Origin of the sequence: Aquimarina gracilis (genome assembly GCF_035285365.1) — a bacterium.
Classification (GTDB): Bacteria; Bacteroidota; Bacteroidia; order Flavobacteriales; family Flavobacteriaceae; genus Aquimarina; species Aquimarina gracilis.
On record NZ_JAYKLX010000005.1, the window covers coordinates 113,725 to 132,792 of the forward strand.

At 34.1% G+C, this 19,068-nt stretch carries 20 protein-coding genes; 1 reads left to right on the forward strand and 19 read right to left on the reverse strand.

The window, feature by feature from the left end; translation table 11 throughout:
• Nucleotides 1–3: 3 nt before the first annotated feature.
• From U6A24_RS11155 to U6A24_RS11175, 5 genes are all read right to left on the reverse strand, one after another.
• The gene (locus U6A24_RS11155) at nt 4–1,776 is read right to left on the reverse strand and encodes a hypothetical protein (protein WP_324180052.1); all 1,773 of its coding nucleotides are present in this window, start codon (nt 1,774–1,776) and stop codon (nt 4–6) included.
• A 498-nt stretch (nt 1,777–2,274) separates the two neighbouring features.
• Nucleotides 2,275–2,766 (reverse strand): hypothetical protein, encoded by a 492-nt coding sequence (locus U6A24_RS11160; protein WP_324180053.1) that lies wholly within the window; start codon nt 2,764–2,766, stop codon nt 2,275–2,277.
• Between the two features lie 250 nt (nt 2,767–3,016).
• The gene (locus U6A24_RS11165) at nt 3,017–3,235 is read right to left on the reverse strand and encodes a hypothetical protein (protein WP_324180054.1); all 219 of its coding nucleotides are present in this window, start codon (nt 3,233–3,235) and stop codon (nt 3,017–3,019) included.
• Between the two features lie 477 nt (nt 3,236–3,712).
• Entirely contained in the window at nt 3,713–5,542 is a 1,830-nt protein-coding gene (locus U6A24_RS11170) for a helix-turn-helix domain-containing protein (RefSeq protein WP_324180055.1), read from the reverse strand.
• A gap of 91 nt (nt 5,543–5,633) precedes the next feature.
• Entirely contained in the window at nt 5,634–5,786 is a 153-nt protein-coding gene (locus U6A24_RS11175) for a hypothetical protein (protein WP_324180056.1), read from the reverse strand.
• A 366-nt stretch (nt 5,787–6,152) separates the two neighbouring features.
• Here U6A24_RS11175 and U6A24_RS11180 point away from each other — a divergent pair, with 366 nt between their 5' ends.
• A complete protein-coding gene (locus U6A24_RS11180; protein WP_324180057.1) occupies nt 6,153–6,671 on the forward strand; it encodes a hypothetical protein in 519 nt (172 codons plus the stop codon).
• 100 nt (nt 6,672–6,771) lie between these two features.
• Here U6A24_RS11180 and U6A24_RS11185 read toward each other — a convergent pair whose 3' ends face one another.
• The 14 genes from U6A24_RS11185 to U6A24_RS11250 all read right to left on the reverse strand — a co-directional run bounded on the left by U6A24_RS11185 (nt 6,772) and on the right by U6A24_RS11250 (nt 19,057).
• Nucleotides 6,772–7,284, reverse strand: a complete 513-nt coding sequence (locus U6A24_RS11185) for a hypothetical protein (protein WP_324180058.1) — start codon at nt 7,282–7,284, stop codon at nt 6,772–6,774.
• Between the two features lie 24 nt (nt 7,285–7,308).
• Nucleotides 7,309–8,268 carry a hypothetical protein gene (locus U6A24_RS11190; RefSeq protein ID WP_324180059.1) on the reverse strand — a complete coding sequence of 320 codons (960 nt, stop codon included), beginning with the start codon at nt 8,266–8,268 and terminating at the stop codon, nt 7,309–7,311.
• Entirely contained in the window at nt 8,252–8,776 is a 525-nt protein-coding gene (locus U6A24_RS11195) for a hypothetical protein (RefSeq protein ID WP_324180060.1), read from the reverse strand. The genes U6A24_RS11190 and U6A24_RS11195 overlap by 17 nt, the downstream gene beginning before the upstream one ends.
• Nucleotides 8,776–9,963, reverse strand: a complete 1,188-nt coding sequence (locus U6A24_RS11200) for a PilN domain-containing protein (protein ID WP_324180061.1) — start codon at nt 9,961–9,963, stop codon at nt 8,776–8,778. The genes U6A24_RS11195 and U6A24_RS11200 overlap by 1 nt, the downstream gene beginning before the upstream one ends.
• Entirely contained in the window at nt 9,963–11,861 is a 1,899-nt protein-coding gene (locus U6A24_RS11205; RefSeq protein ID WP_324180062.1) for a type II secretion system protein GspD, read from the reverse strand. Before U6A24_RS11205 ends, U6A24_RS11200 begins: the two co-directional genes overlap by 1 nt.
• A gap of 2 nt (nt 11,862–11,863) precedes the next feature.
• Nucleotides 11,864–13,282: a GspE/PulE family protein gene (locus tag U6A24_RS11210; protein ID WP_324180063.1), complete on the reverse strand. Its 1,419-nt coding sequence runs from the start codon at nt 13,280–13,282 to the stop codon at nt 11,864–11,866.
• Nucleotides 13,279–13,719: a hypothetical protein gene (locus tag U6A24_RS11215; RefSeq protein WP_324180064.1), complete on the reverse strand. Its 441-nt coding sequence runs from the start codon at nt 13,717–13,719 to the stop codon at nt 13,279–13,281. The genes U6A24_RS11210 and U6A24_RS11215 overlap by 4 nt, the downstream gene beginning before the upstream one ends.
• 44 nt (nt 13,720–13,763) lie before the next feature.
• Nucleotides 13,764–14,186: a type II secretion system protein gene (locus tag U6A24_RS11220; protein WP_324180065.1), complete on the reverse strand. Its 423-nt coding sequence runs from the start codon at nt 14,184–14,186 to the stop codon at nt 13,764–13,766.
• Nucleotides 14,187–14,196: 10 nt separating this feature from the next.
• On the reverse strand, nt 14,197–15,330 hold the full coding sequence (locus U6A24_RS11225; RefSeq protein ID WP_324180066.1) for a type II secretion system F family protein: 1,134 nt from the start codon (nt 15,328–15,330) through the stop codon (nt 14,197–14,199).
• On the reverse strand, nt 15,320–15,772 hold the full coding sequence (locus U6A24_RS11230; RefSeq protein ID WP_324180067.1) for a PulJ/GspJ family protein: 453 nt from the start codon (nt 15,770–15,772) through the stop codon (nt 15,320–15,322). Before U6A24_RS11230 ends, U6A24_RS11225 begins: the two co-directional genes overlap by 11 nt.
• A gap of 31 nt (nt 15,773–15,803) precedes the next feature.
• On the reverse strand, nt 15,804–16,142 hold the full coding sequence (locus U6A24_RS11235; protein WP_324180068.1) for a hypothetical protein: 339 nt from the start codon (nt 16,140–16,142) through the stop codon (nt 15,804–15,806).
• Nucleotides 16,120–17,337, reverse strand: coding sequence for a bactofilin family protein (locus U6A24_RS11240; RefSeq protein ID WP_324180069.1), 1,218 nt, complete (start codon nt 17,335–17,337; stop codon nt 16,120–16,122). The genes U6A24_RS11235 and U6A24_RS11240 overlap by 23 nt, the downstream gene beginning before the upstream one ends.
• The gene (locus tag U6A24_RS11245) at nt 17,334–18,140 is read right to left on the reverse strand and encodes a toxin-antitoxin system YwqK family antitoxin (protein WP_324180070.1); all 807 of its coding nucleotides are present in this window, start codon (nt 18,138–18,140) and stop codon (nt 17,334–17,336) included. Before U6A24_RS11245 ends, U6A24_RS11240 begins: the two co-directional genes overlap by 4 nt.
• Before the next feature lie 404 nt (nt 18,141–18,544).
• Entirely contained in the window at nt 18,545–19,057 is a 513-nt protein-coding gene (locus tag U6A24_RS11250; RefSeq protein ID WP_324180071.1) for a hypothetical protein, read from the reverse strand.
• Between the last annotated feature and the right edge of the window lie 11 nt (nt 19,058–19,068).

Sequence of the window (19,068 nt, forward strand, 5' to 3'; positions counted from 1 at the left end):
TTTTTATTTAACACAATATTTAGCTCTTGTTGAAGGAATGTTTCCACCACAACCGCCTTCAGAAATTGTTGACCCAGCCTGTAATCCATTTAAATGTTGAATTAAAAACTGTTTTAGTTGATCTGTAACCACTCCATCTTGATAAACATTAGGATTACCATTTAACCACATAAATAAATCGCCTTTAGCCCTTTCCCAAGCTTTATTAAAAGTTTGGGACGCGTTCCTACTAGTATATTGATAAGGAATGTCAACACAAAGATAATTAAAGCTTGCGTTTATAGCTATAATCTGATTATTTACCTTACGAAGAGCCATAATCCATAAATTGCTAATATTAGCTTTTGAAGAAAACCCATCATTTTTGAAATTATAATCTCCACAAATAGATGTTAAACTTTGTGGTGAATCTGGTTCAACTATTAATACGTCTTTGTCGTCATCTTCAAGTGTATCTAATGTAATTGACATCATTTCGATCATTTCTTCTGAAGAGTTATTTTGATTTATTACATACAGTATTTGTAAACCAACTACCTCATTAACTTTTCCAGATTTTTCAGCATCCTGCAATTTCTTAGCAAACGATTCTTGGCCTCCAGCATTTTTAAAATTTAATAGTGGCGTTAAAAATGCTCTGTGTTGTTCCATCCAACCACGGTCCATAGAGCTCCATTGTGAATCTAGTACCTCCAATCTAAAGTCTACCAAGTTTAGTCCCACATAATCTATGGGTTCGCAAACGGTTCTGTTAGAAAAAGCACTAAGATTTGCATCATCACTATTATCAATACAATCAATGACCGTCACCACATTACCATCGATATCTGTGTGATGGGTTATGCTACAAGGAGAACCTATACCCCCTCCACCACCTGGATTGGGATTACCCGCAGGGGCAGACGATACTCCAATATTTATGGACACTGATGCCGTAGAATTATTGGCGGTAGTAAGGACCATCCCGGTATAGTCTAAGTTTGGATGTTGAAAGCTACTTTCAACACCACTAACATTTGTAGTTGCAGACACAGTGCTTGTCTCAGAATTACCATCTGAATCATCTGTGACGTTTGAGGTAAATGTGTACATAACATTAGAGCTTAAACTGGTACCACTAAATATTGAGGTTACTCCATTGTTGGTAAACGATTGATTTGGTTGCATGGTAGGGTATTCCCCTGGATCTGCACCCAATGACCCTGTTCCTGAACAACCATTTGATCCAAATTTGGCAGCACCTTTGTTTTTTAAGAAATCACCAAAATCATAATACGTATAATCTGCTTTAAAATACCTATAATCGATCTGCCCATCATTGGCCAATACATAATCAAAAGCTTTTTGGCTTACCGTGTATTTTATCATAATCGGTTCCTCAATGCTTCCATCGGTATTTTGATCAATCGATAGCATAAAGAGCTCATTAGGCAATGATCCTTCTACCGATACAGGGAAAGTATAATTAGTATGCTGTCCTTTGATAGAAAGGTGCTTTATCTTATCAAGATAAATAGAGATTCCATTATCCTTAATTTTATTGATACTATGTACACTTTTTGTTGGCATTTCACTCTTTAGACTTGACACGATATCAGGAATCTCTTCTTTGGAAACAAAACCTTTTTTATGAAAAATCGAGTTTTGGGGGGTGATCGTTTCGGTTACTTCTTCGGTTTCTTCCGGTAATAGCTCTTCTTCATGACATCCTGTAAAAAATAGTAAGAACATCATAGTGAAGATGGTCAATACGTGACTTTTAAAATAATGTTTCATAATGATTTGTGTGTGTTTTATGGTTAATGATTTATTTGTTACTCGATTACAATAATAATTGTTGCCAGTTTCATTTTTCGGAACTCAAGTTTTTGATACTGTTATTGTTATGTTAAAAAACTGTGTATTGTTGCTTCATTCTTCGGAGTACTCATCGAGGGCTGAGGCTCTCGAAGTCCGGCATGATTTATTCTCAGGGCACATTCAACGTACTCAATCACCCTTCAGCTCCGCTCAGCGTTCGTTATTCAACTAGGGTTGAGCGAAGTCGATGCCTCCACTATCCCAGTACCCACCCCCACTTCCCAAGTACCCCCGGGTACTTTATTTGTTAAAGCACCCGGTAGGGTTGTCAGTCTACCCACTTGTATAAGACTGCTAGGGTACTTCATTACCTTGAGGTTGGGGTAAGGTTGTCAGTTTGCCTACTGGCACAAGTAGGTCGTTGTACCAATTTTGTTGGGCATGGAACTTTTTTTGAAGATGTGAGTACCTGGTTTAAGCAGGAGTATCTTTTTCGGGGGAGTTTTTTGGGGTATTGATACTTTGGGTAAAGCGTGTTTTTAGAAGTTCATGAGCACTTTGGGCACCTTCCATCGGCATTTTGCGGGCAGCATCGGCAAGACTGTATACCGACAGAGCGACACGATATACCTCGCTACCGGCAATCATTTGGGTATCTTTCATTTGGCGCAGCAAACTTTCTAATTCCAAAATGATGGGGTCCAGTTGTTCAAAAAGTTTCAGGTCCTTTCGAGCTTCTTCAGCAGTAAGTACCGGGGGTATCCATTGGGGTTTACTTTCCAGGATATGAATACTATCCTCGGCAAAGATCTTATTGGCACTATTAATCTTGGGTAGGTTCTTGCGCTCACTAGGTGTAAGATTCTGTAAAAAGTTAAGAGACTTTTTTAAAGATGCAATACTCTGTTGTATCATGGCGATTTCATCATCGGTTAATACTTTACTAATTCTGTTGTTTTCGTTCATGGGTTATTATTTATTAATTATTGACTTGTTATTGTTTCTTAGAACTTCGTTACCCCACCCTTCGACTTCGCTCAGGGTTCGGAACGCAATCGAGGGCTGAGCGTAGTCGAAGTCCAAGCAATTGAAAACCAACTATATAATCCAGGGTTCGATATTACTGAGGACTGAGGTGCTATGCTGAGCTTGCCAAAGTGCTCTCAAAGCCCGACATATCCAGAGACCTCGGAGCCGATACCCGACACCCTTCTATTCATCTCAACAAATACAAATTGCGCGCTTTATAAATCACCTGTATAGCGTCCTCTTTACATATTCCTTTACCGTATAACTTCAAAATCCAGTAGTACACAATAACTTCATATAAACTGAAGTGCACCAGGTTGTACATAAATTGATCTAGTCTGTGCTGTAAACCAATAATGGTAACTACTACAAATTCTTCCTTTTTTGAATATCTATACTGCTGCATTGTTATGACATTTTGCAGTTACAAATCTATAAGATGGATTGGTAGAAAAACAAAGGAAGTATGCCCCGTTTTATAAAAACGAGGGTAACTTTTTATACAAAAGGGAGTGTAAGAAAAGGTGCTTAATTATATACTTCTTGTTATGTATTTAACGCGAGTTTAATATAAGAAAACCACCTGTTTTCTTGAATCAGGAATTTATGTTGAAATAACAGAAATCCGTTGTGCATTTTGATTCTTTTATTCAAAATCTGTCAATTGAGTGCTTCGACCGGAGGAAGAAGTTTACTTTGGCTGGCTAAGCAATACTATTGAGAATAAGTTTTGAATCCGAAAAACTATTCTCGATACCTGCCCGGTCGGTCGGCAATTTTTATTCATGTCATCTCGAGCGGAGTCGAGAGGTCATTATGAAAAATTACTCGAATTGACGCTTTTCTTTAATGTTTCTTTCATAATGCACAATGAGTAACAGAATCAATTTTCTTCTTCTAACTTCTTTATATAGTAAGAAGGATAAATTCCTGTCTTTTTATAGAATTTTTTTGCAAAATTTTCTGAAGAATTAAAGCCTATTTCTTGTGCAATCGCCTTGATTGTATACTTTCTAAAAACTACATCTGTCTGTAATCGACGAATTGCATATGCTACTCTTAAATCATTAATATATTGATTGATGCTTTTTTGTTTGTAAGCATTCACTACGATAGATAAATAACTGGTATTAGATTTAAACTTTTTCGCCAGGGTTTGGGCATTGATTTTTGAAGTAAGGTATTGTTCCTTTTCTTCAAATTGTTGCAAGCTAGTTATCAAATGCTGTAAGGTCTCGGGACTTATAGTAGATAAGGATTCTTTTTTCTTGTTGATAACGTTATCTACGGTTTGTTTTTCCTCGGCTTCTCTAGAAGAAGCCAACAACAGCAAAAAGCGTTTTTTGTATCGATGCTGTTTATAATAATAGTAACCCACCCCTGTAATACTTAGTAACAATAAAAACAGGATGATCATTGCCCATTGGGCAATGGTATCCTTTTCTTTTTTTAGGGTCACATTTGTAGTAGCTAGTTTCTCATTTTCATATTTGGTAACCGCATAGATCTCGCGGTTGCTTTGATTGATTGTGTTAAGGGTATGATAGGTTTTATCATATACTATTGCCTCTTCCCGTACATCATCTTTTAATTGGAATATAAAACCCAAGGCTTCTATAATCGAAGTAAGACTTTTAATCTCTAAGGCATTTTGATATGCTGCTTCGGCATAGTGTAGCGCCTTTGTTTTGTTTTCTATGAAGTAATATTTAGTTAGATAAATATTACTAGCAAACAAACCATCAATATCTTGTATACTATTTCTTATTTCACGTGCCTTAAGGTATAATTTTTCGGAAATCTGGTTGTCCTTATTTTGGAGCCATTGGACATAGCCAAGATTACCAATCACTCGAGCATACTCCACTTTATCACTGCGAACCACAGTATTTTCTTCTAATTCAGAAAGAATAAGTAAGGCTTCATTATATTCTGCGGTATCTGCAAGAATAAGAGCCTTTGTATTTTCAAACATCAAGACATTACCTATTTTTATTTTTTCAATTGACACACTGTCTTTAGCTAATTCTAAAGCAAGAGAATTATATTTAAACGCTTCGTCATATTTTTTTTGCTTCCGGTTGGCTACAGAAATTACATGATACAAGCCTGAAAGACTCATAATATTAGAAGTGTTTTCGACGTATTTAAGACCATCTATCGCTGTTGTTTTACTACCCGAATAATCTCCCAACATTTCTTGGATATTAGCCAATTGTAATAAACTTTTTCCTGCGCTAAGACTATCTTTAACCCTTTGGTCAATTTTGAAAGATTCATTGTAGTATCTAAAAGCTTCTGTTAAGTTGATATTTCTTTTATGATAAATACCTAATTTTAATAGTGCGTTTTTAATATATAGAGTATCTGCATTTTTAGCTGCAAAATCATACAATTTTTGGGCATATACAATTGCGCTATCATACTTTTTCTCTTTTCCTAACAACCATGTTTTTTGCATTAATCCTTTATAAATTAAAGAATCTTTTTGATAATAGATAGCACAATTTAAAAAGGAAGAAGCATATTCTGAGCGTCTTGATAATGGTAGAGAGTCTTTATTACTTAACGTGTAGTATTCAATAATACTATCTAACTCTTGTTGAGAAGGTATTTTAGCGGTACTAGTTTGACCAAATACCGGATTAATACTGAGATACCAAATAGTAACCCCTACAATGTAATATGGGGAAATGACGTGCCATAATTTCATTTCCCAAAATTAATAAAATTAAATCTGACCCATAAGTAAAAAAACTTTTAGGCCAGATTTAATAATAATTGATATTACTAATTAACAAATATTATCCTTCATCCTCGTCGGCAACATGACCATCTCCATTAGTTGCAACTTCTTCTGTAGATGGTTCTACTGCGTCGGCAATACTATCGGTGGTACAAGCTGTAAAACTTGTGGTCATACATAGGGCTATAAGTATATAAAATATTGTTTTCATGATCTTTACTTTTTTCGAATTTGACAAAGCGGTTACCGCCCGAAAAACTTTCAGGAATTTTTTGATACCAGTAACCATTACTGAAATGAGAGTACTCTTTGTTTTTTGGAAAGTAGAAATCCGATCGAGCAGTTTTAGGCTACTTTCCGATGGCCTTTAACTACTCTGTTACGGGTTTCCGTAAAAACTTGGCTGATACATTTGCTATGTTAGCAATATATAAACAGGAACTAGTTACTGTGTGAATTTATAACGACTTTGGAAGTTACCCCACATCCGATTCCAAAGATTCCAAAGATTCCGCAGAAAGCTTTAAGATTCCAATAATTCTATGAAGCTATGGGACGAAAAACCAGTATTACGTACATGAAGGAAATTCTCGAGAAGTACAAAAAAGAAAAGGGAGGGGAAATGAGTAGCTATCTCCTCGAGCCAACTAGAAAACAAATCAAAGAAGCCTGCCTATGGCTACTCGACAGGCGTAAAGAAAAATACGATGAACGTATTTTGGAACGTTTTTTTAAATTTAAAGAGGGAGAAAACAAAATGTATGCAATCGAACGTGTAAAGGGAGACAAGTTTAAACCGATTGTAAATTTTTTGACGGGGGAAACAAAATCAACGACACCAGCAAACCTTGAATTGATTAGTTGGCTTATCGACTTTAAGCCTCGACCACTATCAATTTATCTTGGGTCAATAAGTAAGGAAGAAGAAATTATTCAACGTTATGACCAGTCAAAAAGGCAATTGGCACACCTGAAAAAAGAAATGGGAATTACTGAAATCCCGGAAACCAAAGTAATCCAGGAAAATAATAAAAGTATTACGATAATTTCACAAATTAACCCTTCTTTAAAGATTACCACTATAGTATCTTTATGATTTTAAAAAAGTATATCTAGCAGAAGAAAAATAATTTAGGGGCTACAAATAAAACAATAGTAAAAACAAAAAATCAATATTATACTTTTTAATGAAATTGCTACCTACTTTTTATCACCATTTTACTTTGTTTATTTCTTTTAATTAAAACGGAATCTCTATAGACCTTTTTAATAAGCACATCGTCAATCTTACTCCCTTCTCTTATCTTATGAAATTTGTTATTTACCCTAATAAGAATGAGTTCTGAAGTACTTTTGGCTCCTCGCACATAACCATGGTAGCTTATTTTTGGCCATGGAATGATTGAAGGACTCATCTTATTGTTTCTTTTTTTCTTTATACTTTTATACGATTCCTTCTTTGTTTTTGTTGGGAGTTTTGTTGTGCGCCTGGCGATATATTTACCCAAAAAAGGATCTCTATTAATCTTTTTAAGCTCAAAAGTATCTTTTGAAAAGTTTATTCGCGGATTTATCGCTGCAACTGGTGATACAAATGCTACCTCATTTTGTGGGTTATCCCCAAAAAAATTAAAAATCTTATTGAATACAATTCCCCAAATGACGAGCATCAGAACGATTAATACACTATTAAGAACCTTCTTATTCACAAATTTTATCTTTAGCGTTTACTATTATTGAACTGTAAATTTTCTTCCTTCACTAACCGTACTTTCATTTCCAGCTTCGTCTTTGGCCTTAACTCGCCAATAGTAATCACCAACATCAGCAAAATCCAATTGTTGAGAATTATTATTTGTGGTTACTGTTTCTACAATAGATCCAAAACCCTCATCTGTAGCAATTTCTAAAATACTGGTAATAGGAGATTGCACTTCACCCGTATCTCCACTTATATTCCAGGTAAAAGTAACCGTGGTAGAAACATTGGCATCACTAGTTGGAGATGATAAAGTAGGTTGATTTGGTATTTGCGTATCCAAAAGAATTCTTCGGGTTGAAAAATTAGTCTCACTATTATCGTTAACAGCCTTCACTTTCCAGGTATAAATAGCATCTTCGCTCAGAATGGTCGCATTAAGTGTAAAGTTGGTATCGGTAACATCTGGTGTTTGAATTTCGGTAGCGGTATTACCTTGAATCGTTTTATCGACAACAACGGTATAGGATGTGGCTGCACGTACTCTATCCCAACTTACTATTAAAGCATCTTTATTGGTATAAAAATTATCTGATGGAGATGTTAAAAACACCTCTTGTATTGATAAATCATCTGAAGAAGTTAAAGTAAATGATGACGGAAAACTGTATGCCGTAACATATGCAAAATTCTCTCCGCGTATTCTCCAGTTATACGTCCCTGGATTGAGGCCGAAGGTAAAACTACTACCAGAGACCAAGGAGTCTAATACACTACGTTGATTCACTTCTTCTATCACCTGAATTCTATATTCATCTGCTCCTTCTAGTTCTTCCCAACGAAACTGAACAGAGTTTCCTTCAAGGGCAGTTTCATCTTTTGGTGATACAGTAGTAACTACATCATCTGTAATATCATCTTCTAACACATCATCACATGCAAATAATAGGAACAAACTACTTAAAACTAGTGATACGTTAATTACTCTTCTCATAATTCTGAAATATTATCTTTACTCTTAATTTATTCTTTCGGGTTTGATATTCTTTTTCCTTAACAAAGGAGACACTTACAATATTTGAAAACTTGAATTCCTTTTCAAAGGCATATACTACTTCTAATAAAGCATTAAAATCTCCCTCTAGTGTTAATTGATTGCTTATTATACTAAAACCGTTACTTTCGGCAAGGTGAATCTCATCTAGATTATAAACCAATACCTGATCGTATTGTGTAGCAAAATCGAGTATCTCTTGTTGGATTTCTTCGGGTTCTACACCTTGCTTACCAATGATTTTATCATAAAAACTAAGTTCTGCCTGCGTTTCACCAATATCAGTTGTTGAAGCGTTCACATAATTTAGTTTATCCTCAAGTTGCTTTACTTGGTTATATGCTTGTTTAGTAATTTTAAAAGATCGTTTGTTGGCTGCAAAGAACAATAGAACTCCCAGCACAACTAATCCTAGTAACTTTTGTTTATATGTTAGATTTGCAAACACTATTTAACCATTATTTTTAATGTAAACTCATTCTTTCTACTCCTATTCTTACTGAAATCAATAATCTCAATTTTGGACACCCACTTCTCTTTTTTTAATTCTTTTACCCATGAATTAACTTGCATACTAGAGTCTGAGTTACCTGTTATTGTTATCACCCCAGTATCGAAAAGGATCTTGTTAAAATTTTTGATCTTTTTTTGTGTTGGATTTACTTGTAAAGCATTGAGGCCAACATTACTGGGAATAGTATTCCCTATACGATACATATAAAACGAAAGAAAATTTTGATTTAAAATGCCCGATTCCTGTAAAATCTTGGTTTTATTTTCTTTCTCTTCTTCTAATTTTTTAACTTGATTGTAGGTGTCATTCAAATTATATAGCTGAGACTCATAGGTAACATATTTATTGTTGTAATAGTTCAACAATAAGTAACTCGTTAATAATGCTGCCAAAAAGAAAAGCACCATTCCTATAGCGACAGAATTAAAAGCCTTTTTTAATACATTTTCTTGTTTGTTCTGAGCCAAGAAACCCGTTTCATATTCAATGTCTTCTGAAGGGTATAAATACTGTAACAAGGTCCCAAATAACGGAAGCTGAATATTATCTACCTGTTCTTCTCCTATGTGATAAACTTCTTCATTTATTTCTTGTTTTTGAGCCGTAATCAAGTGATTCTCGTCAAAAGTAAGATTATAGTCATTTGAGAAAAATGATGATATATCCAATAATTGTTTCAGCATTACTCCGATATACGGACCAATACTATAATCGACCACGAGGTATTTGTTTTCTTTAAACATCTCGAAATAAGGTTCTATCACACCTTTTCTTGCGATCGATATAAACTTATTATCTTTTTGATGCAGTTCATAGATGTAAAAATCATCTACGGAAGCATTGAATAAAACTTCCTTTAAGTAATCTCCTTTTGCAGAAACACTTTTATTAATAATCCCTTTTCCATAATAGTGGATCAAAATGGGTACTGCAGCAGGAACCTTATCTTTTATGGCATCAAAATTTTCTGTAGAAAATGATGAGCCTATAGACAGATCACTAGATTTTTTATCAACCATAAGCACATTATACACTGGAGTATCTCCCAATACAATGCCTACGATAGCAAATCGAGTTTCCTGGAAAGGACGAAGACTTATATTTTTAATCTTTTCTAGCATTAATACACTACAGTCGGTTTAATAAACACGTGAAGTTTAGACTTATTTTTTCTTTTGGTTTTACTACTAAAAAACCATTTAATAACAGGAATTCGGGACAAAAGAGGAGTTCCCGTCCCCGAGTTTTCCCTTTCTAGTTCATCCAAACCGCCCAAAAGAATCATTTCACCATTTTTGACGCGCACCAAAGATTCAAATTGTTGTGTCGACTTACCTGGTGGGGCGTTCTCACCTGCTCTTCCTAAGAAAGAACTTTTTTCAACGACAATGGTTAAAGTTATCTGCTCATCTTTAGAAACAAAAGGTTTAATGTTTACACTTAGATTAGCGTCAGTTGCTTTCCACTGTCCCGATTGTAAAATATCATTCCCCAAACCACTATTAATAAGTCGGTTATTTTGTTCGAAATAATAATTTGTTTCTCCTATCGAAAGCTTCGCTTCATGACCACTTAGGGTAGAAATTTTGGGTGTAGATTGTAAACGAATTATGGAGTTATTTTCTAACGCTCTTAGATTGAGATAAAAGTCTTTTGCAACCTTACCCAATTTGAAAATTCCAAATCCATTAAACGCATCAATTAAGTTATTTACAGAATTAGCGTTTAGCGTTACATCAGAATCCGGAAATAGAACACCAGAAGTAATACGTTGCTGCTCTGGATCGATGCCTGCTTTAATTCCTGTTTGAATATCGTATCCTTTTTGATATTGTACAATGAGTACCTCTATCAAAATCATAGGAATTACTTTATCAATTTGTTTTACATACTCTTTTAGCTCTAATATTCTCGGTCTTGAGCCAGATACCATAAAACCATTTAGCTCTATAAACTCTTTTAGTTCAACATTTTCGATTAAGTCTGCTGGTAACGTCTCCAATACCGTTTCTATGGTTCTATTTTCTAATTGTATAAGCTCTGTACTTCTAAGGCCCTCGGCATTTTGGTTTCCTATAAGGTAAAAATCGTCTGTTTTTTTGTAGGTGCTGTTTTTCCCTTTAAAAACATGGTCCAGAAGCTCATCAAAAGTAATTCCATTAACGACCAAAGTAGTTGTAGCCCCTTCGGGTTTTTCATACATGAAATAATTTACATTAAGCTTTTCAGCTGCTTCTGTAATAAGTTCGGTAACATTGGCATCATAGGCTTCGATACTTAAAAACCCGTTTTCCTCGACAGTTATCTCAGCAGAAGATTCTGCCGGTTTGCCCTTTTTTCCCTTCTTTGTTGATCCTTTTCTTGTAGAGGTTTGCGAATCCTCATCTTTTTCCAAATAATAAAATCCATTTTCATCCTTGGTTACAAGCAAACGGTTGGATTTGGCCATCATTTCCATCACCTGGTCAAATGGTCGATTAAGGATATAGGCCGAAACGTTTTCATTTTTCACTCCCGGTCCCAAAATCACATTTTTACCAGAAACATCGGTTATTCGCTGGGCTACCCTAGATAATGAATCGTTTTTAAGTTTAACCGCAAGAAAATCATTGGTGCTGTTATACGTTACATCGATTTCTTTTCGAACTTTGGGTTTAGGGAGTTCTTTCTTTTCTTCTGTCTTTTTAAAAACAATAATCTTGTTGATGATCTCGATACTTAGATTATACTTTTTTATTACAAAAAGAAATACGTCTTTAACAGGAACATCAAAAAAACTACTCGCTACAATCTGATTAAGATCTTGATCTACACTTATGTTTAATTTATGCTCTATGGCAATTGATGTTAAAAAATCATATAAAGTAAGTCCCGAAACATCTATTTGAATGGTTTCATTAAGTTCGGGAGTTTCTTTGGCATATTCATTAATCTGACTTTCAATTTTTTGCATGTCCTGCTGGCCATACATCATCGACGTAAGACAAATTAATACTAAAAAATATACTAGGTTCTTCATAATTATGCGCTAATTAGCAACGAATAGATTTCTTCAAGCGATGTTTCACCTGCTTCAAGCAAACCGAAGGCTTTATCCGCTAAGCTTTGATATTTATAACTTATATTTTGTTCTATGTTTTTACTATTGTTCTTTATGGCATCTATAACATCATCGGTAATAGACACCATTTCATAAATTGCTCTTCTTCCTTTATATCCGGTATAATAGCACTCTGTACACCCAACAGGAGTAAAATGATGCTGTAGCGGTCTTGGCAACTTATAGTTTCTTGGTAATTCATTTTGGTTAAATGGAGCTTCTTTTTTACAATGCGGACATAGTTTTCTTACCAATCGTTGGGCAACAGATAAGTTCAGAGTTTCTGCGATGTAAAATGCTGGAACTCCCATATCCACAAGTCTAGATATGGTACCCAAAGCCGAATTGGTATGAATAGTAGACAACACCAAATGTCCGGTTAATGATGCCCTGATAGCCATCTTCGCGGTTTCAGCATCTCTAATTTCACCCAACATGATAATATCTGGATCCTGTCTCAAAAATGATCTTAGTGCTGAAGAAAAGGTTAATCCAATATCTTCTTTAAGTTGTACTTGATTTATACCATGTAATGTATATTCGATAGGGTCTTCAACGGTAACTATGTTTCTTTTTACACTGTTTAACAGTTTCAAAGTGGCATATAGCGTCGTTGTTTTTCCCGATCCTGTAGGCCCACTTATTAAAACAATTCCGTTACTCTTTTTAACAGCCTCAAGATAGATTTCTTGTTCTTCGGCTTCCAATCCCAGATCCTCTAAGCTTATGTTGGATGCATCTTTTCCCAATAGACGCATTACCACTTTTTCTCCATGTAACGTAGGCAATATAGACACCCTAATGTCAAAATCTTTATAATTGATTCTACCATCTTGCGGAAGTCTCTTTTCGGTGATATCCAGATTGGATTCGATTTTAATCTTGTTTACCAGTTCCAGGTAATTCTCTTTCGGAACTTTATATTTTTCTACCAACACCCCATCGATGCGCAATCTTGCCCTGGCTTCGTCTTCATATACTTCAAAATGAATATCACTACTACCAATAGATTTTGCTTCAAAAATCAGGTTATCCAAAAAGCTGTTTTCTACAGAAGATAAACTTTGCGAAGTGGTATTTTGATTCCCTTGATTTTTTCTATAGTAAACAAACAGGGCTTTGTTGAGGCGCTCTGACGAAATTTCTTCGAATGCCAAAGTTGTACCCAGATATAGTTCTAATTCGTCCTTGATTTCTGGAGATACTTTGGTCTCATCAACATAAAGTTCCAATACTCCTTCTATATTATTTTTTGGAATAATACCATAATGATGCGCCAAGTCGGCATTGATGAGTTGCTGTAGCTCTACAGATATTTGTATGTCGGTATTAGTACTCAAATTATAAAGTCGTAAAAAAGATTATTGGTAAGAAATAAATTAGGGATCATAATTAATATGATGTATAGCGACAGGTATCCAGCCAAAGGAATAGTTTTGTTGGTACTCTGTTTTTGAAAAAGAACATACAATAACAAGGAAACAATCATTCCTGAGATAAAGAACAGCATGAAGTTCCTAAATGAAAACATAGGGGTTACGGCAATCAAAAATACCAGGTCTCCAATTCCAATATAATCTTTAAATGGATTTTGCAGTTTTGAAGTTTTAAACGAAAAATATGCGGTGATTGCCGCAAAATTTATTGCGATAAACCCAATCGATTTTAATACTTCATATAGTTCAAATCTTTCTATATTTATATAAATAGCTACGACAAATACCAAAATAGGTAGGGCTATATGGATATGTCGATACTTTATATCTTGATATAGCATCAAGCCAAAAGAGACAAATAGGATGGAAAGTAAAAAATACAACATTAGTCCTTTACCGTTTCTTTTAATAGTTTATTTTGATCTATCTCCCAGGTATTGAAGCTTCCATCTCCATCAAAATCAGATAAAGAAACTGCTCTAGCCTTAAATGAATTTGTAGACGCTTCAATGATTTCAATTTTATAAACGGCTTGTCCTCCTTCGCTTATCGATAACGCAGGTTCGAAACCTAATTCGGTAAAATCGGTGGTATACTTTGAATGTCTATAAAAATAACTTTTCTGAAGACCATATAAGTGATTTAACATACTTTGAGCCTCTATAGCCTTTGCCTGAGAAACTACCGATGTTTGATTTGGTAATACCAGTAGGATTAGGATCCCGATGATACATAATACAATTACCAATTCAGACATCGAATATGCCTTTAGATGCATTTTTTTATTATCGTCTTTTATCATTTTCATGTTCCTTTTTTTAAGAAGGTTGAATTATTTTACTTAAATCAAACATTGGTGAATACATGGCTATCAATACTGTACCTACTACCAAACCAATGATTACAATGATTAGAGGTTCCATAATAACACCTATCATTTTAGTTTGGTGTTGTACCTCTTCATCATATTGTTTGGCTAACCTTTCGAACATATCGTCTAGTTTATTCACCTGCTCTGCAACACTTACCAGTGACACCAATTTAAAATCATAAATCGTATGTTTTGCTAACGCCTTTGAAAACAATGCACCTTTGGTTACTTCCTTTTTTATTGCATCCAAACTAGTTTCTAGCGGATAAAAAGATATCATTCGCTGCACTAAATCCAATGAAGTGACCAAGGGCGTTTTTGCCGATAACAAGAGGCTCAAAGATTGGCAAAAACGTGTAATGTATATTTTCTTGACCAGTTTACCAAAAAATGGAATCCTGACCACAATTTGAGAAACTATTCGTCTATAAAATGTATGGTTCTTAAAGTAAAAATGAAAACCAATCACAAAAAGTAATACTCCCAAAAACACCAAACTTATGATAGAAAAGTGTTCTGATACATAAATGATTTTTTTGGTAAGGTTAGGTAAATCTTTTCCAAATTGTTTGAATACTGTAGCAAACATGGGTACTACATATTTCATCATGAAATAAAGGACTCCAAAAGTTAATAACAATACAAATGACGGATATGTAAAAACAGATAACAGCTGTCTCTTCATTTTTACTTTTCGATCAAAATATTGATTGAGCTCTAATAGAACCTCATCTAGCTTTCTAGTTTCTTCTCCAATTTTTACACTGAAATACTCGTATGGTGAAAACTTTCCAGAATCCCTTAAGGCTTCAAATAATGCTTTTCCCTGAACGACCTCTTTTGTAATAGTTTCTATGAGGTCTCTATGTTTTGCTTTTCGTTGCTGATCTTTTAATATCTCAAGTGCTTTTCTGAAATCTACACCAGAACTTAATAGGACGGATAGTTCTTTATAGAACTCCATTTTATCCTTATCAGAAAACTTGTTCCCAAAACTTACCTCCTTAGAAAAAAAGCTTTCGTTTTTTTTCTCGGTTTTGGAAACGTTCTTTGACTTGTATGTAGAAATATTAATGCTCATTCAACAAATAATCATTCATTCGTTTTGCGATAGAAACTTCTTTTGATTCAAATATTTCAAAATTGGCTCCTAAAATCTCTGTTTTTAACCTTATAAGCTGATACTTTTCGTCGATTTTATCACTCTGTTTAAAATCAACACTTAATGTTTTTATATTAAAAGTATCTATAGATGTCTCTTTTCTTATGATCCTTTCTTTTTGAAAAAAGTAGTGTACTTCTTTATTAAAATTATCAAACACAACATGCTCATCATCTACAACTTTCAATTCTTTACTAAGCTGTATGTCTTTAGACAAAAGTCTTTGAAACATATTATACTCCATTAACTCATCTTGCTGTTTTGAATACTCAACAACTTGTCTTGATAGGTTATCATAAATAAAATACACCATGGTTACCACCAGCGATGATATCACCATCCCAATAACCAGTTCTAGCATCGTAAATGCTGGTATACGTATATTTTTTCTTCTACCTAACAATGTATTGATGTGTTTCTTTTTTTGAGTTTACCTTGATCGTAAACACTACTTTATATCCAATGTTATTTTCTAATTCTTCTACTTTTTTATCTACCAAAAAGGATCCAAAGTCATAATCTTCGTCTTCAAATACCTTTTCGGTTCTAGTTTCCCAAAGCAATTCTTTTACTTTTTGCCTTGCTTGATAATGTGCCATGCTATTATCAGTATCTAATACCCGAGCATAAATTATAAGCGCCATCGACAAACAAACTGCAATAATAGTCATTGCAATTACCGACTCGATTACCGATCCGGCTTTGACTTTATATTTGTTTGATAATTGCATAGGGTCTGAAATATTCACTTTTACTTTTAAATAAGGGTATCCTTACAAATTCTATCGGGAGCCCTTTTCTATCTATCGTGCCATTCAAAATGTAATTATCATAGGCTGATGCTTCGGTTTTGAGATAAAAATTACTCGTATACACTGTTCCCGTAACATTTCCTTTAAGCTGTAACTTACCGCTGCAATAAATATCCCCGATGACCTCGGCATCTTCCTCAATAGTAACTATTTTATCTAACCCTCTATTTTCATCCTCGACTACAATCCCTCCAAGCACTTTACTATTTTTTGCAATATTGATTTCTCTTTTGTCAACATTACCCTTATTCATTAGAATTCCTGATGGATAGCGCAATACAACATTTTCTTCTAGGCTTACAATTCTTTCGGCCAATACTTGCACAGTACCTGTAAAACCCGATTCGAATGCTACTTTAGGCGCCTCTATCAAAACATTTTCCAAAACGTTGCTTTTCTTTATATAAATAGAGTCTTTTGATTTAATAACAATATTGCCAGTCAGCACTTTGTTCTCCAGAACAATAGTATCGGTTTCTACAACCAGTGTTTGTTTATCAAAAGCATTATACAAACGTGTATGATCTTTGACTTCGTTTAATCTTGTGGTACGCACATCCCCATAGCCAAAATCCAGGTAATCTATTTTAGGAAGACTTGTTTTGGAAACACGTTTTGACCCTTGTAAATATTTGGTGTCTCTATACGCATTGGAGGTAATATATCCAGCTTTTATACCTGATTTGGGCAAAGCCGCATTACCAATGATTTTTGCTTTTTCGACCATAAATAATGGTTTTGAAGCATCTGAAAGGTATAATGCCAAATTATCGTCCTTTTGCCATTGCCCAATAAGTGCTGTTCTTTTTACAGAATCTTTCTTAAAAACCGATGTGGTATGTAATACTTTGTAAAAACCCCATGGTTTTATCACTCCTAACGAAGTTATACCATTTTCAAAAAGATCAATGGTAATTTCTTTTTCCTCGATATCATCGACTTTTCCCAGGAAAAACTCTTGCGCAGATTCATTATTTACCAATAATTCTGCATGGGTATCCAACATAGTAGTATATACCCTAGAATACCCACTCATTAATAGCAGTGAATAACAGAATATACCTACCACAATACAAATTAGTATCGCATATGCTATGGATCCCGCTTTTATCATGTAGTATTATTCTTTTTCTTTTTACCGAAAAGCCTTTGAAAGAAATTAGGTTCTTTCTTTTCGGTTACTTTTTTCTTTTTTCCTTGTACCTTTTTCTTTTTGGTATTGGTCTGTTTTTTATTTTTCTTTTGAGAAACTCTTGTTGTTTTCTTATTTACATTTTTTGAAGCTGGATTCTCTTCTTTTTTTGAAACGAATCTTTTGAAGAAATTCCGTTTCTCTTTTTGGTTAGTAGAATCTTTTGCTTTCTTTTTGAAAAGTTTGCGAAAAAAACCTGGATTAAGGCTGTCTTTTTCTTCAACTACTTTTACTTCTCCTTTGTGATATCGTATCGTATCCCCTTGTTGAGGAAAGATCCATCTTCCCGATCGTTTGCCTGAAGCATATCTTCCAACAGAAACTATGTTTCCTGTGCTATCCAAAGAAACACTTCTACCTGCCAGTCTACCATTTTTATATTTCATTGCAGAAGCCAGCTGACCATTTTCGTACCAGGTTTTCCAAAGTCCTGTTTTTTTACCTTTATTAAAATTCCCTTTTTGAGCCAGCTGATTGGAATGATAAAACTTGGTATATGTACCATCGAGAAGTTCCCCGGCATAGTCGCTTTGCGTCGCTTGTACGTTACGTGATTTGTACCAATAATACTTTACATTAGATTTTGCCTTGGGAGTATGTTCTGTAATCTGAAATGTTTCTTTAAACTCTCGATTACTGATGTTTTTTTTGTTAAATGGCTCAATTGCCGTTTTACAGCTAGCAAAAACTAATAGGATCACTCCTATGTAACTTAATTTTTGCATGCCCTTTCTATACCTTCCGACCATATCGGTTGCTCGTTACTATTTATTACTTCTATAAAAAACTATGGTTTTTAACATGAGATTTAATACGTAACCTTATGCTAATTTTTAAGTAATTCCCTTTCAATTTCTTAAAAAAACAAGCCGCAAATATATCTTTTTTTATGTTGTTAAATTGTTAATATTTAACTTTTAATTAAGACATTGTCAACTTATTAAAAACCTTTTTTTATTCTTATTTGGTGCAAGAATACAAAACCCCAGTTTCATTTTTTGATACTGGGATTTTTTTCTTTTTATTTTTTTATTCTTATTTGTTTGTAAAAGCTACAGGTTAGGGTAGCTGTAGTGATTACTTGTATTATACATGAAACCCATGAACATATTGTAAGCGACCTCTCTAGTCACAGACTATTCGTAACAGAATCTGAATTTACCACAAAATTAATATTGATACAAATTGCTTCTATAATATCTAAAATAAAACACGAGTTATATGAAAATGTAAAAATCAAAATAGACTGATCACTTTTAGTTATTAACTTAATAGCTCCCTTAGAAACTGAAAACAAATCATTAATAAGCTGAAAATCCACATCGTTAAACCACTTACATCCATTAACATAATCAATTGAAAACTTTTTTTTCTTAAATAAAGAAAGTAATCCATTCTTTAATCTAAACTCACCTCTAGCATTATTAGATAAGTCAAAAAGAACTTTTATCGATTCTTTTTTGTTGTGTGCAGATGCTGTAAAACTTCTTATTTGTTGAATCCTAAATTCGACCGGTTGATTACTAATATCATAACTTAACTTATATATAGTCTTATCTCCCCCTAAAAAATTTATTTTTTTAACGGTAATAATCGACTCTTTGTTCCGAGCAAAAGAATAAAAACCTTCAATTACATCCATAAAACACGATA

What these genes read in the sequence shown, in the direction of transcription:
- U6A24_RS11155 (WP_324180052.1), bottom strand. Translation starts at nt 1,776, where the DNA reads ATGAAACATTATTTTAAAAGTCACGTATTGACCATCTTCACTATGATG.
- U6A24_RS11160 (WP_324180053.1), bottom strand. Translation starts at nt 2,766, where the DNA reads ATGAACGAAAACAACAGAATTAGTAAAGTATTAACCGATGATGAAATC.
- U6A24_RS11165 (WP_324180054.1), bottom strand. Translation starts at nt 3,235, where the DNA reads ATGCAGCAGTATAGATATTCAAAAAAGGAAGAATTTGTAGTAGTTACC.
- U6A24_RS11170 (WP_324180055.1), bottom strand. Translation starts at nt 5,542, where the DNA reads ATGAAATTATGGCACGTCATTTCCCCATATTACATTGTAGGGGTTACT.
- U6A24_RS11175 (WP_324180056.1), bottom strand. Translation starts at nt 5,786, where the DNA reads ATGAAAACAATATTTTATATACTTATAGCCCTATGTATGACCACAAGT.
- U6A24_RS11180 (WP_324180057.1), top strand. Translation starts at nt 6,153, where the DNA reads ATGAAGGAAATTCTCGAGAAGTACAAAAAAGAAAAGGGAGGGGAAATG.
- U6A24_RS11190 (WP_324180059.1), bottom strand. Translation starts at nt 8,268, where the DNA reads ATGAGAAGAGTAATTAACGTATCACTAGTTTTAAGTAGTTTGTTCCTA.
- U6A24_RS11200 (WP_324180061.1), bottom strand. Translation starts at nt 9,963, where the DNA reads ATGCTAGAAAAGATTAAAAATATAAGTCTTCGTCCTTTCCAGGAAACT.
- U6A24_RS11205 (WP_324180062.1), bottom strand. Translation starts at nt 11,861, where the DNA reads ATGAAGAACCTAGTATATTTTTTAGTATTAATTTGTCTTACGTCGATG.
- U6A24_RS11215 (WP_324180064.1), bottom strand. Translation starts at nt 13,719, where the DNA reads ATGCTATATCAAGATATAAAGTATCGACATATCCATATAGCCCTACCT.
- U6A24_RS11220 (WP_324180065.1), bottom strand. Translation starts at nt 14,186, where the DNA reads ATGAAAATGATAAAAGACGATAATAAAAAAATGCATCTAAAGGCATAT.
- U6A24_RS11225 (WP_324180066.1), bottom strand. Translation starts at nt 15,330, where the DNA reads ATGAGCATTAATATTTCTACATACAAGTCAAAGAACGTTTCCAAAACC.
- U6A24_RS11230 (WP_324180067.1), bottom strand. Translation starts at nt 15,772, where the DNA reads ATGCTAGAACTGGTTATTGGGATGGTGATATCATCGCTGGTGGTAACC.
- U6A24_RS11235 (WP_324180068.1), bottom strand. Translation starts at nt 16,142, where the DNA reads ATGCAATTATCAAACAAATATAAAGTCAAAGCCGGATCGGTAATCGAG.
- U6A24_RS11240 (WP_324180069.1), bottom strand. Translation starts at nt 17,337, where the DNA reads ATGATAAAAGCGGGATCCATAGCATATGCGATACTAATTTGTATTGTG.
- U6A24_RS11245 (WP_324180070.1), bottom strand. Translation starts at nt 18,140, where the DNA reads ATGCAAAAATTAAGTTACATAGGAGTGATCCTATTAGTTTTTGCTAGC.
- U6A24_RS11250 (WP_324180071.1), bottom strand. Translation starts at nt 19,057, where the DNA reads ATGGATGTAATTGAAGGTTTTTATTCTTTTGCTCGGAACAAAGAGTCG.